Annotated in this window: 10 protein-coding genes; 1 reads left to right on the top strand and 9 read right to left on the bottom strand. The window is 68.5% G+C overall.

What is annotated here, in order from left to right:
* Positions 1-10: 10 nt before the first annotated feature.
* From J2753_RS05325 to J2753_RS05315, 3 genes are all read right to left on the bottom strand, one after another.
* Positions 11-1,069 carry an AIR synthase family protein gene (locus J2753_RS05325; protein WP_209490894.1) on the bottom strand — a complete coding sequence of 353 codons (1,059 nt, stop codon included), beginning with the start codon at positions 1,067-1,069 and terminating at the stop codon, positions 11-13.
* Positions 1,070-1,146: 77 nt separating this feature from the next.
* Positions 1,147-1,554: a DUF7528 family protein gene (locus J2753_RS05320; RefSeq protein WP_209490893.1), complete on the bottom strand. Its 408-nt coding sequence runs from the start codon at positions 1,552-1,554 to the stop codon at positions 1,147-1,149.
* Positions 1,555-1,670: 116 nt separating this feature from the next.
* Entirely contained in the window at positions 1,671-2,837 is a 1,167-nt protein-coding gene (locus J2753_RS05315; RefSeq protein WP_209490892.1) for an LEA type 2 family protein, read from the bottom strand.
* 82 nt (positions 2,838-2,919) lie between these two features.
* On the opposite strand from J2753_RS05315, the gene J2753_RS05310 reads away from it, so the two are divergent.
* Complete coding sequence (locus J2753_RS05310) at positions 2,920-3,102, top strand: hypothetical protein (RefSeq protein WP_209490891.1); 183 nt, start codon at positions 2,920-2,922, stop codon at positions 3,100-3,102.
* On the opposite strand, the gene J2753_RS05305 is transcribed toward J2753_RS05310, so the two are convergent.
* The 6 genes from J2753_RS05305 to J2753_RS05280 all read right to left on the bottom strand — a co-directional run bounded on the left by J2753_RS05305 (position 3,103) and on the right by J2753_RS05280 (position 12,516).
* Positions 3,103-5,439, bottom strand: coding sequence for a heavy metal translocating P-type ATPase (locus tag J2753_RS05305; RefSeq protein WP_209490890.1), 2,337 nt, complete (start codon positions 5,437-5,439; stop codon positions 3,103-3,105).
* A gap of 82 nt (positions 5,440-5,521) precedes the next feature.
* Positions 5,522-7,027 (bottom strand): ABC transporter ATP-binding protein, encoded by a 1,506-nt coding sequence (locus J2753_RS05300; protein ID WP_209490889.1) that lies wholly within the window; start codon positions 7,025-7,027, stop codon positions 5,522-5,524.
* Positions 7,024-8,046: an ABC transporter ATP-binding protein gene (locus J2753_RS05295; protein ID WP_209490888.1), complete on the bottom strand. Its 1,023-nt coding sequence runs from the start codon at positions 8,044-8,046 to the stop codon at positions 7,024-7,026. Before J2753_RS05295 ends, J2753_RS05300 begins: the two co-directional genes overlap by 4 nt.
* Positions 8,043-9,464, bottom strand: a complete 1,422-nt coding sequence (locus tag J2753_RS05290) for an ABC transporter permease (protein ID WP_209490887.1) — start codon at positions 9,462-9,464, stop codon at positions 8,043-8,045. Before J2753_RS05290 ends, J2753_RS05295 begins: the two co-directional genes overlap by 4 nt.
* Before the next feature lies 1 nt (position 9,465).
* Positions 9,466-10,488 (bottom strand): ABC transporter permease, encoded by a 1,023-nt coding sequence (locus J2753_RS05285; protein ID WP_209490886.1) that lies wholly within the window; start codon positions 10,486-10,488, stop codon positions 9,466-9,468.
* A 126-nt stretch (positions 10,489-10,614) separates the two neighbouring features.
* On the bottom strand, positions 10,615-12,516 hold the full coding sequence (locus J2753_RS05280) for an ABC transporter substrate-binding protein (protein WP_209490885.1): 1,902 nt from the start codon (positions 12,514-12,516) through the stop codon (positions 10,615-10,617).
* Positions 12,517-12,560: the final 44 nt, after the last annotated feature.

The raw sequence follows: 12,560 nt of genomic DNA, 5'->3' as shown, positions 1-12,560 counted from the left end.
GCGGCCGCGCTCACTTCTCGAACGCCGCGTAGGCGTCCCACGACTGATCGCGCGGTGGCTCGGTCCACTCCTCGCCGCGGAACCGAACCCCCGACCCCTCGCGCACCTCGCCGATTTCGGCGACCGGCGTCTCACGGGCCTCGATAGCCCGACGAACCGCGTCGGCGTCCGCCGGGGGAACCGCCAACACGAGCGTCCCCGAACTGGTCACCGTCCACGGATCGACGCCCAGCGCCTCACAGACCTGCGGGACGCCGGCGTGCATCGGCACCGCGTCGGCGTCGTCGGGCGAAGCCCGACTGCCCGAGGGACGTTGTCCCTCGACGTCGACGTCGAAGCGAACGCCCGCGCTCCCGGCCATCTCGCACAGCGCACCCAGCAGGCCGCCTTCGGTGGCATCGTGCATCGCCGACACCGCTCCCGCCTCCGCGGCGGTGACGGCATCCCGGACGAGTCGGGCCTCGTCGATGCCCGCGGCGGCCTCGGCGACGGTTTCCGGCGCCAGACCGCGCTCGCCCAACTGCTCGGGGTAGAGCGAGGCGAACAGCCCCGCCGTCTCGACGGCCGGTCCGCGCGTCACGAGCAGGCGGTCGCCCGGGCGCGCGCCGTCCGGGCGCACGACCGTTTCCGGGTCACACACGGCCATCGCCGTCGCGGCGCCGACCCACGGGAGTTCCGCGCCCGGGTAGCGCGCGGTGTGGCCCGTGACGATACTCGTCCCCAACTCCCGGCACTCCTCGTGGATCCCGGTCCAGAGCGCGTCGAACTGCTCGTCGGTGACGGACTCGGGCAGCGAGAACGAAACCGCGAGGTGGGTGGGCGCGACGCCGGCGACGGCGACATCCGAGAGCGCGACGTGGAGCGCGAACCGGCCGGCACGTTCGAACCCCAACCCCGGCAAGACGGAGATCGGGTCGGTCGCGATAGCCAGCCCCGTGCCGTCGAGATCCAGCAGGCCGAAGTCGACGCCGTGGGTCGGCCCCAGCGCCACGTCCCCCCGTTCGGCGCCGAGGCGTGGGGCGATCCGCTCGGCGAAGAACGCCCGGTCGATCTTGCCGCGGTCGGTCATACCCCACGTGGCGGCGGGAGCGACGTATGCCTGCCGACCGACGCGCGTCGGGCGACTTGTCGCCCGGCGTCGCTGGGTCAGTCACTGTTGCCTTTCTCGGCCAGCAGCGGCCGCTCGCTGACCAATCGACAGTCGAACGCGGGATGTTCCGCGAGGTGGCGGACGACCAGATGCCGGCGGGAGCCAGTCGGCCCGCGCTCGCCCACCTCCGCAGCGCCGAACTCACGGGACAGCGCGTCGTACAGCGCCCGCAGCGCGCCGAAGGAGTCGAACACCTGTTCGTTGCCCGGCGTATCGGCGCCCCGCCGGGAGACGGCGTAGCTCCCGTCCCGGCGGTAGTGGCCGGCGGTTCTGAACAGCTCCAGCCGCCGGTCCAGCGCGTCGCCGACGGCCGCGCGCAGCGCGAGCGCCTGCTCGCGGCTCAGTTCGTGGTGTTCGCCGTCGACGACCAGCCGAACCGTCCCGTCGTCGGCTTCGACCGACATCGGCGTCTCATCTCGCGAGAAGAACCCGATCAGGAGCGCGGTTACTCCGCATACTCGTCGTTTCTTCCGGCCACCGCAAGAACGTGTCGGCGCTCAGAGCCGTGTTGACACGACCCTCAGCGCGGCGCCGCGACCGAGAGGATGCCGTCGTCGGTGGGTGTCGGGGTCGGCGTGGGGGTCGGCGTCGACGTTGAGGAGTCACCCGGCGTGGGCGTCGCCGTCCCGTCGCCGGATGTCGCGGTTCCGGAGCCAGACGGCGTCGGTGTCGCCGTGCCGTTCTCCGTTCCGCCGTTGTTCGTTCCGCCGTTGTTCGTTCCGCCGTCGCTACTGCCCTTATTGCCGAAGATGTCCGTCTCGATGGTCCGCTCGATAGAGTCGAGCGGGATTCGGACGGTGTCGCCGCCGAACGAGGAGAGGTCGACCCGGGCGTAGAACGCCACCTCCAGTTGCGTTGTCTGGTTGTTCCGGAGGTGGGTCACCCACCACTCGTCTAAGTTCTCGTTCTGGAGCGCCGTCGTCGCCCGGACCGTCTCCATCTCGCCGGGGTTGATCGTGACCGCGCTGGATGTCGAGCCCTCGCCCATCGTGACGTTGTTCATCCGGATCTCGTAGCCGATCTCCGAGATGGCTACCGGCGTGGGGTTGGGGTTGTACAGTTCGAACTGCGTGTCGATCTCGGTGGTCTCGTTGCTCACGTCGCCCCACTGGCCGCTGGTGCTGTTGAGCCAGAGCACGGGGTTGGGCGCGGCCGGTTCGTCGACGTCGATGGGCCGGTCCTCCTCGCTGTTGAAGCCGCCGATCACGTTGGTGTTGACGCTGCGCTCGATCTGCGGGCGGAACTCCTGGCCCAGCAGGTCCGAGTGGACCGAGGCGTTGATCACCAGCGTCGTGTTCTCGCCGTTCTCGACGTGGCTTGTCCACCACGGCGGGATCCGGTCGTTGTTCATCAGTGTCGTCACCGGAATGGTGGTGTTGCCGCTGGCGTTCACGCCGATCCCCTCACGGCCGCCGGTCGCCATCCGGACGCCGTTCATCTCGACCGAGTAGTCGACGGTCAGCCCGCCCAACCGAACCCCGAACGGGTTGGGGTTGTTGACGACGAGTTCGGACTCAATCGTCGTCGTCGACTCGTTCACCGGGCCGAAGGCGTTGTCGACGCCGACGACCGAGGGTGCGCCGATGATCCCGACGGCCCACGCACCGCCGACCGAGAGCGATACCACCCCGAGCACCGCGACGGCGGCTTTGAGTGTCGACGCCGCCACGAGCTTCCCACCGAGCATACGTGTTGGTGAACGCTCGCGACTCTTAGAGCCATCGGGCCGGAAGCGAGTCGCTCATGGCCCCGGAGTCCCAAGAACATTCATGGACGAACGGACGGAGACAATCGTCGGTCTGGGGGCCGCTGTGGTTCTCGTCGTCGCGGGCACGCTCGCGACGGGCTACCTCCCCAGCGAGCCGCGTTCGCAGCTACTGGCCGGCGGAATCATCGTCGCCGGGTTCGCGCTCGGCTTTCTCGTACTGGGGGAGTTCGAACTCCCCGACTGATCACGCCACCCGGGACTCCCGGAAGGCGTTGCCCGCGATCAGCCCACAGCACAGCACCGCGGCCGCCATCGTCAGCACGGGGTTCAGGACCCCAACGAGCGCCAGCGGGATCGCCACGACGTTGTAGAGCAGCGCCGCGCGGTCGTTCCACCGACGCCGCCCGTAGCTCTCCGCCGAGAGGTCGAACGCCGCCGCGACGCCGGCGAGGTCGTCGTCGACGACCGCCAGATCCGACGCTTCGGCCGCCAGCGCGGTGCCGCTTCCCAGGGAGATGCCGAGATCCGCCGCGGCCAGCGCGGGTGCGTCGTTGGTGCCGTCACCGACCATCGCGACCGGGCCCGACGAGCGGAGTCGTCGGACTGCAGCGGATTTCCCCGCGGGCGGCACGCCAGCGAACACGTGCGTGACGTGCGGGCTGGCGGCGAATTCGGCAGCGGCGGACTCGTCGTCGCCCGTGAGCACCACCACGTCGAGCCCCTGGGCCGCGAGGCGTTCGAGCGTCGCCTCCCAATCCGGGCGTGGCTCGTCGCCGACGATGACGATACCCGTCGCCTCCCCCCCATCGCCGACGAGCACCGTGAGACGTCCCGCGTCGCGAGCCGCAGCAGCGCGCTCCGCAATCCCCGCAGGCACCGCCCAGCCGCGCTCGGCGAACAGGTCGGGATTGCCAACGAGCACGCGCCGGCCGTCGACGACGCCCTCGACGCCCGTCGGATGGCTGGTGAACGACTCGACATCAGCGCCGTCGTCGCCGAACGCGTCGACCAGCGCGGCGGCCGCGGGGTGAGAGGCACGCCGCTCCAGTTCGGCTGTGGCGGCGAGCAGTTCTGTGTCGGCATCGTGGTCGAGTACCTCCATCTGCCCCGTCGTAAGCGTCCCCGTCTTGTCGAACACGACCGTCTCGACGCCGCGCAGGCGCTCGAACGTCGTCTCGTCGAAGACGGCGACGCCCCTCTCGAGTGCGCGGGTAACGCTGCTGCCCGCTGAGAGCGGCGTCGAGAAGCCCAGCGCCCACGGCGCGGCGGCGATGGGGACCGTCAACGCGGCAGCGATGCCGCCGGCGATGCCGCCGCCGAGTGCCAGCGTGCCGGCACCTGCGAGCAGCGGGAGGCCGACCAGCGCCGGCGTGACGCGCTCGGCGATCCGGTTGGCCCGGCGCTGGCCGCCGTGGGCCGCGCTCTGGAACCCCCAGACCGAGGCCGCGAGGCGGTCGACGCTGCTCTGGACGTCGTCGCCGACGACGAGCGTCGCCGCGCCCGTCGTGACCACCGACCCGCCGATCAGGTCGTCGCCGGCCTGCTTCCGAACGGGTCTGGACTCGCCGGTGACGACCGCCTCGTCGACGGTACATTCGCCCGACGCGAGCGTGCCGTCGACGGGCACGCGCTCACCCTCGGGGACGAGCACGCGGTCGCCCGGTTCGAGGCGTTCGACCGGCACGGCCTCGGTGCCGGAGTCGGTCTCGCGTGCCGCCTGTTCGACCCGGGAGACCGTCAGGTCGGTCAGCGCGCTGGCGGCCTCGCGTTTGGCCAGCGACTCGTAGAACGTCGCGCCGGTGACGGTAGCGACGGCGACGACAGCGAGGTCGTAGTAGGCGGCCGTATCGCCCGCGAAGAAGCCGGCGACGCCGTAGAGGAACGCCGCCAGCGCGGTCAGTGTGACGAGCAGGCCGGTGTTGGGCTTCCGGAGCACGAGGGCGATGTAGGCGTCCCGCAACACCGGCGCGCCGGTGACGACGATGACGACGAACGTCAGCACGAGGAACACTGGCAGCACCGTCGCGATGGAGCCCTCGCCGGCCAGCGGGTCGGTGTAGCCGAACAGCGTGGCCAACTGCGAGGGGTAGAAGACGACGGCGTAGGGGATCAGCAGGAACGAGGCGAACACGACGCCGGCGGCGTAGCGATAGCCTAGTGCGCCGTCGACGATGCCGCCCTCGGTTTCGACGGAGCGCTCGCCTGTGGCGCGGTCCTCGCGGGGCGTGGCGTCGTAACCGAGGCCGCTGAGCGCCTCGCGGAGTTGCTCGGTCGGCGGGTCGCCCTCGCAGTCGACCCTGACCGACTCGGTGACGTAGCTTGCGTCGGCGTCGACGACGCCCTCGACATCGCCGGCGACCGCTTCGAGATACGCCTCGCAGGTCGCGGAGTGCATCCCCTCGACCGAGAAGTAGACCGCCGTCGAGTCGTCGGACTCGGCGTGGGAGGGTGTCGCCTCGCGTTCGGGGGGCGCCGGGAGCGTCTCGGCGACTGATCGACAGCCTGCCGAGCAGTACCGCCCCTCGCGATGTGCGGGGACGGGGCTGTCACAGAGAGCACACGCTGACGAACCGGGACTCACGGGGGAAGCTAGGGCCGCGCGGCGTAATGTCGGTTCCGGACGCGGACGGAAGCCGCGGCCGGGGACCGGGCACAGAGTGGGCTCAGTCGCTCCGGTAGCGCTGCTCGATAACCGCGTCGGGGTCGGTGTACTCCTCGCGGTGGCGGAGGCACCGACTCCTCCGGCCGTCGCCCACGTCTGCGGCCTTGGGGTGTTCCTCGGTACAGACGCTGCCGAACGCGTCGTCGAGGCGGGTCGCGGCGCCGTCCTCGTCGCCGGCGCGGGCCATCTCGGCGGCCTCGTAGACGACCGCCGCGGCGTCGTCGGGCATGTGCAGCGAGATGCCCTCTGGGGTTTCCTCGGAATCGAACAGTTCGAGCAGGAGTTCGTCGACCGTCGACACCTCCTGAATGCCGAGTCGCTCCTTGACCACGGTGATGAGCCCCTTTTCGGCGTTAGCGCGGGCACGGAACACCGAGTGGAGTTGGTCCAGCGCCTCCCAGTGCTCACCGGAGACGCTGTACTCGTCGGGCCGGATCTTCGCCGGGCAGCGCGTCGAGAACCGACAGCCATCGGGCGGGTCACGCGGGCTTGGGGGCGTCCCACGGAGCGTGATGCGCTCGCCCGTCTCGATCATCGTGCCGGGGATGGCCGACAGCAGCGACTCGGTGTAGGGGTGGGCCGGGTCGGTGAACACCTGCTCGGTCGGACCGAGCTCCATCACTTCGCCCAGATACATCACCGCCACACGGTCGGCGATGTGCCGGACGACGCTCAGGTCGTGGGCGATGAACAGGTAGGTGAGGCCGAGTTCGTCCTGCAGGTCCTCAAGCAGGTTGATGATCCGGGCCTGCACGCTCACGTCGAGCGCCGACACTGGCTCGTCGAGCACCAGAAACCGCGGCTCGAGTGCCAGCGCGCGGGCGATGCCGACGCGCTGGCTCTGCCCGCCCGAGAACTGGTGGGGGTAGCGGTAGAAGTGCTCCTCACGAAGCCCCACCTGTTCGAGCAGGTGCCGCACGCGCTCCTCGCGCATCTCGGCGGCGTGTTTGGTCACGTCGACGCTGACCTGCTCCTCGTCGATGTCGACCTCCAGGTCGTCGACCGAGAGCGGCGCGTCCCCCCGGACGGTGACGCTGTCGTCGACGCCGACGATCACGTCAGGGCGCTCACCGTCCTCGGCGCGGTGGGCGCGCGTGCCCGCGACCGAGCGGCCGCCCTCGACGGCCACCGCGAAGTTGGGCCAGTCGTGGGCGTCCAGCGGCTCACGGATGATCTCGCCGACGGTCATCCGCTCGTTCAGGCTGGCCTCCGGGTCCTGAAACACCATCTGGGCCTGGCTCTGCCACTTGCGGAGTTCGCTCCCGGAGATACTCGTCACGTCGGTGTCGCCGGCCAGCACCTCGCCTTCGGTGGCGGTCTCGAGGTTCAGGATGGTCCGACCAAGCGTGGTCTTCCCACAGCCTGACTCGCCGACGAGGCCGAGCGTCTCGCCCTCGCGGATGTCGAAGTTGACGCCGTCGACGGCCTGCACGGGGTCGTCGCCGAACAGGCCGCCCGTGTCGTAGTACTTCTTCAGGTCCCGAACTTCGAGGAACGCCTCGCTCATGCGGACTCACCTCCGTGGGCTTCGACGCCGCCCTCGGGTGGCGTCTCCTCGAACGTGTCGTCGTAGAGCAGACACGCGACCTCGTGGTCGGTGTCCACGTCGCCGACGCGGACGCGGCCGGGGTGGACCTCCTCGCAGGCCCCGAACGCGTAGTCACAGCGGGGCGCGAACCGACAGCTCGTCGGCTCGCTCGTGGAGGTGGGCACCTCGCCCTCGATGGTGGGGAGCCGATCACCCTCGGCGTTCCGCCCGGGGATGCTCGCGAGCAGCCCCCGGGTGTAGGGGTGTCGCGGTTCCTCGAACAGTTCGTCGACCGGCGCGCTCTCGACGAACTCGCCGGCGTACATCACGTTCACGCGGTCGGCGGTCTCCTCGATCACGCCCATGTCGTGGGTGATAAACAGGACGCCGAGGTCCTCCTCGCGCTGGAGGTCGTCCAGTAGTTCGAGGATCTGGGCCTGAATCGTCACGTCGAGTGCGGTGGTCGGCTCGTCGCAGACCAGCAGTTCCGGGTCACACGCCAGCGCAATCGCGATGACCGCGCGCTGGCGCATCCCGCCGGAGAACTGGTGAGGGTACTCCGAGACCCGGCGTGCGGCGTCGGGAATCCCCACGTCCTCCAGCAGTTCGACGGCCTTCTCCGTCGCCTCGCTCCCGCGGAGGCCCTGATGGATGCGGAGTGCCTCCTTGATCTGGTTCCCGACGGTGTAGACGGGGTTGAGCGAGTTCATCGGGTCCTGAAACACGATGGCGATGTCGCCACGGTGCTGGTCCCAGTTGCCGCCGACGAGTTCGTCGCCGCGGAACCGGATCGAGCCCTCCTCGATCACGCCCGGGTCGTCGACCAGTCCGAGCACCGAGCGGGCAGTGACGGATTTGCCCGAGCCGGATTCGCCGACGAGGCCGACCGTCTCGCCCTCGGAAACGTCGAAGCTCACGCCGTCGACGGCGTGGATGGTCTCCTTGTCGGTGTGGAACACCGTCCGGAGGTTCTCGACTTCGAGCAGCGTCTCGCTCATGCGCCAGCCCCCGCGCCGGCGGTCTCGTCGCCGGCGCTGTCGGACTGCGGGTCGATGGCGTCACGGATCCCGTCGCCGAGCGCGTTGAACCCCGTCACGACCAGCGTGATGAGGATGCCCGGGATCAGCGAGATGTGCCACGAGCCGGTGCGAACGTAGTCCTGACCGAGGTTGACCGCCCGGCCCCACTCGGGGGTCGGCGGCGCCACCCCAAGCCCGAGGTACGAGAGCCCCGCGATGGAGATGATGGCGCCGCCGAGGGTCATCGAGCCGTAGATGAGCAGGTAGCCAGTGATGTAGGGGAGCATATGTTTACGCATGATCGTCGTCGGTCGCTGGCCGAAGCTCCGGGCGGCGTCGATCCACTCGCGCTCGGACACCTGTAGCGCCGGCCCACGGAGCGAGCGCCACATGTACGTCCAGCCGGTGAACGCGAAGATGAGCGCGAGCAGGAACCCGCCGCTGTAGATCTCGTTGATCCACGTATCGCCCAACACCGTGGTCAGCATGATCAGCAGCAGGAGCTGGGGCATCGCCATCACGGCGTCGGAGACCAGCACCATGCTGAGGTCGACACGCCCCTTGTAGTACGCCGAGGTCAGCGCGAGCGACGCCGCGATGGTCGCGCTCAGGCCGACCGAGAGCACGCCGATCACCAGCGAGATGCGTGACCCGACCATCAAGAAGGTGAACAGGTCCCTGCCGTTCTGCATCGTGCCGAACGGGTGGAACCGTCCGTAGTCGTCGTAGCTCCACGGGCCGACGTTCTGGTTGTTCCCTCGGGAGGCCGAGCCGAGGTTGGCCTCGCCGACGACGATGGTCTCGACTGAGCCGCTCTCGCTGTCCCAGTAGGAGATATCGTTGCCGTAGGAGTTGCGCATGTTCTGGTCGACGGTGGTCGGCCCCAGCGCGGGGGCGAACACCGCCATGGTGACGAACATGAACACGATCACCAGCCCGAACAGCCCCCAGTTGTGGCTCCGGAGGCGGTCGAGCACGTCGTCGCGGGGCGTCCAGTCGGCCTTGCGGTACGTTGAGCGGTAGAGCCGGTAGCCGGCGACGACCCAGCCCATGATGCCGAACGCGTACACGTAGACGAGCGTCGCGCGGATCGCCCACGCCACCGCGGGCGCGAGGCCGAGGAACGTCTCCTGATAGCCGCTCCCGTTGTAGTAGCCCTGATTCGGGATCGCCTCCCGGGAGAGCAGCGTCGGGATCGAGCGCGCCGCGCTCTCGAGGCCGGTGAGGAAGCCGGCGCTGTCGACGCCGGGCACCGCGAGGGCGATCTTGATCAGCGCCTCCATGGTGAACGTCGCCGCCGCGCCCGCTTCCAGCAGGAACAGCAGCAGGCCGATCCCGAGCCACGCGAGCGTGCGGCCGTCGCCGGACGCCCGTTGGAGAGTCTCTCTGTTCAGCATCTCAGTCACCCTCCAGTCCGACTCGCGGGTCGATCAGCGTGTAGAGCACGTCCTGTATCAGGTTGATGCCGACAATCATGAGGATGAACACGTACATCAGCGTCCCGACGAGCGGGAGGTCCCCCTGGATGGCCGCCTGGTAGAACAGGTAGCCGATCCCGTTGATGCCGAACACCGTCTCGACGAGCACGCTGCCGCCGATGAGCAGGAACGCCTCGCTGGTGATGATGGGGACCAGCGGCACCAGCGCGTTGCGGAGGATGTGTTTGTAGACCAGCGAGCGCTTCGAGACGCCCTTCACCTTCGCGAGTTCGACGTAGTCCTGGTTCTTCACTTCGAGTACGGCCGTCCGGCCGATACGCATCTCGTTGCCCATCGACGCCGACCCGAGCACGATGGCGGCGGGGAGCACCTTCTTGGTCGCCCGGAGGAAGCCGTCGACGGTGCCGAGTTGGGTGAGGTCGGGGTTGCCGGAGATGCCGGTCAGCAGGTCCGGGCCGACCGTCTCCCAGGCGAAGCCGAAGATGGCCTCGGAGCTACCCAGCAGCGCGAGCAGCATGATCCCGAGCCAGAAGTTCGGCATCGCCCGCCAGACGATCCCGCCCATCGAGGCGACGTAGTCGGCGACCGTGTTCGACCGCATCCCCGCGTAGAACCCCAGCGGGACGCCGACGAAGATGGCGATCAGCACCGACCAGAACCCAAGCCAGAGGGTTCGCGGGAGGAAATCCATAATGAGTGCGTTGACGTTCGACCCCTGATAGAGCAGCCACGTCTGACCCAGGTCGAACACGAGCAGGCTCGAGAGCCAGTCGAAGTAGTGCTGGAGCGGTGGCTGGTTCAGACCGAGTTGGGTCTGTGCGGCCTGATACGCCGCGGGGTTGCGGACCTGTCCCTCGCTGAGTAGGCGAGCCGCGGGGTCGATCGGACCCATGAAGATGATGAACCACGTCATCGTCGCCCCCAACCAGACGACCGGGATCGCCATCAACAGGCGCTTCCCGAGATACTTGGCTCGACTCACGTCCGCCCTCCGTCTGTCGACTGTTCAGTACGTTCGTTTCGGAGGTCGAGGCCGCGTACTTGATGCATTCGTGTGCGTTCGGGTGCGGGTAAGAAGGGGGTAGTGAAAAGACGGCCGGTTAGCGGTCTACCGGCTCAGCGTCAGATCAGTGAACGACTGGTTCTCCATCACGCCGTACATCTCGACATCGACGTGAGTATGCCAGAAGCGCTGGCTCGTGGTGTGGACGATCGGGAGCTCCTGCACTGCCGCCCAGTTGACTTCCTCGATGGTCTGGAACGCCTCGGCCCTGGACTCCTGGGTGGCGTCCTCGGCCGCGTAGTTCGACTCCCAGGCGTCCATCGCCGTCGAGCGGAGCTCCTCGTCGTGGGAGCTCCCCTCGGCGCCCCAGCGGGTGAACTGGCCCGAGGGCTCCGAGCCCCAGAGGAAGCGCAGGAAGTTCTCCGGACCGGGGTACTCCATCCCGTCACCCAGCGCGAACACTTCCATGCTGCCGCTGATCGCCTGGCTGATGATGGTGCCGAACTCGGCCTCGGTGATCTCCATCTCGATGTGGGCCTGTCGGAGCTTCGACTGCAGGCGGGTGAACACCTGCTGGTAGCCGCTGTCGCCCGAGATGGTCGTCGCCGTGATCTCGAAGGGATCGCTCTCGCTGTAGCCGGCGTCCTCCATCACCTGCTTTGCGGCCTCGAGGTCGGTCTCGGCGTGGCCGTACATGTAGCCGTCGGCGGCCACGTCGAGGTTCGACTGATAGCCCGACTCGGCGTGCTGGGTGTACGTGTCGTTGGCGTCGACGCCATCCTCGAACGTCGGGTAGGCCGCCGGCGGCGTGATGTGGTACGCCGGCTGGGCGGTGCCCTTGTAGACGTTCTCAGCTACGTCGTGCTGGTTCAGCGCGTAGGCGAACGCCTTCCGCACCGGGATCGGTACCTCCAGCGTGTTGAAGACGAGATACTCCGTCGACAGCGACGGGATCTCGCCGTAGTTGACCGTCGTGCCGCCGAGGTCGTAGGTCCCGATCGATCGGTTCCCCTGCTCCTCCTCGATGGTGACGTTGTCCGGGGTGAACGACGCCGCCGGCATCCCCTCGAGGATGTCGGCGTTGCCGTTCTCGAACCGGCTTAGCCGCGCGTTGCTCCCCGGAACGACCGTGTAGACGATCTCGTCGATCTGGGGGACCGTCCCGTAGTAGTCCTCGAACTTCGACAGGGTGATCGCGTCACCCTTGCTCCAGGAGTCGACCTGGAACGGGCCGGCACCCGCGAAGTGGGGGCCGTCGCCGGACGTGCTGAAGAACTCGTTGTAGGAGTACTCGCCGTCGTACCCCTCGATGTCGCCGACCGATCCGGCCGGCAGGACCGCGAACGCGCCGCCAGCGATCTGGAACAGCGTCCACGAGAACGCGCTCTCGAGGGTCATCTCGACGGTGTAGTCGCCGGTCGCCTCGACGGCGAGTGAGCCGGAGACGTAGTCCGCGAGCGTCGTCTCGTCCGTCGGCTCCGCGACGGTCGCGTCCTTCTCGTGGACGACCGTCATCGTGTCGCCGACGATGTCGTCGCGGTTGCGGGAGTTGTCGGACTCCGCAAGCCGGTGGAAGGAGTAGACGACGTCCTCCGCGGTGACATCGTCGCCGTTGTGGAACGTCGCGTCCTCGCGGAGCGTGAACGTGTAGGTCAGGCCGTCCTCGGACAGTTCGTAGTCCTTGGCCAGTCCGGCCTCCGGCGGGTACTCCCCGTCCGGGAACTGGAGCAGCTGTTGGTTGTACTGGTTGTAGCCGGCGCCCGACCCCTTCGCGTTGATGGGGTCGAGCGTCTGGATCGAACCCTGCGCCATCATCTGCAGGGTGCCGCCCGCCATCGGTGTTCCGCTCTCCTCGGTCTCCGTGTCGTCGGAGCCGCCTTCAGGTTCGTCTGTCGGGGTTGCCGTTGCTGTCTGATCCGGTGCGTTGCCACCACAGCCGGCGAGAGCCGCCGCCACGCCGGTGCCTGCCGCCGCCAAGAACGATCGCCGAGTTTTCTCCTCGGGCATCACCTCAACAGGATTTCCGGCAATGGAAATAGTTTGCCCTCTAC

Origin of the sequence: Halolamina salifodinae (assembly GCF_017874235.1) — an archaeon.
GTDB classification, from domain to species: Archaea; Halobacteriota; Halobacteria; order Halobacteriales; family Haloferacaceae; genus Halolamina; species Halolamina salifodinae.
The sequence above is the reverse complement of the archived record's forward strand: the minus strand, read 5'-3'. Positions and strand labels throughout refer to the sequence as shown.

Excerpts from the sequence above, each read along its gene's own strand:
- J2753_RS05325 (WP_209490894.1), bottom strand. The coding sequence starts at position 1,069 with ATGACCGACCGCGGCAAGATCGACCGGGCGTTCTTCGCCGAGCGGATC.
- J2753_RS05320 (WP_209490893.1), bottom strand. The coding sequence starts at position 1,554 with ATGTCGGTCGAAGCCGACGACGGGACGGTTCGGCTGGTCGTCGACGGC.
- J2753_RS05315 (WP_209490892.1), bottom strand. The coding sequence starts at position 2,837 with ATGCTCGGTGGGAAGCTCGTGGCGGCGTCGACACTCAAAGCCGCCGTC.
- J2753_RS05310 (WP_209490891.1), top strand. The coding sequence starts at position 2,920 with ATGGACGAACGGACGGAGACAATCGTCGGTCTGGGGGCCGCTGTGGTT.
- J2753_RS05300 (WP_209490889.1), bottom strand. The coding sequence starts at position 7,027 with ATGAGCGAGGCGTTCCTCGAAGTTCGGGACCTGAAGAAGTACTACGAC.
- J2753_RS05295 (WP_209490888.1), bottom strand. The coding sequence starts at position 8,046 with ATGAGCGAGACGCTGCTCGAAGTCGAGAACCTCCGGACGGTGTTCCAC.
- J2753_RS05290 (WP_209490887.1), bottom strand. The coding sequence starts at position 9,464 with ATGCTGAACAGAGAGACTCTCCAACGGGCGTCCGGCGACGGCCGCACG.
- J2753_RS05280 (WP_209490885.1), bottom strand. The coding sequence starts at position 12,516 with ATGCCCGAGGAGAAAACTCGGCGATCGTTCTTGGCGGCGGCAGGCACC.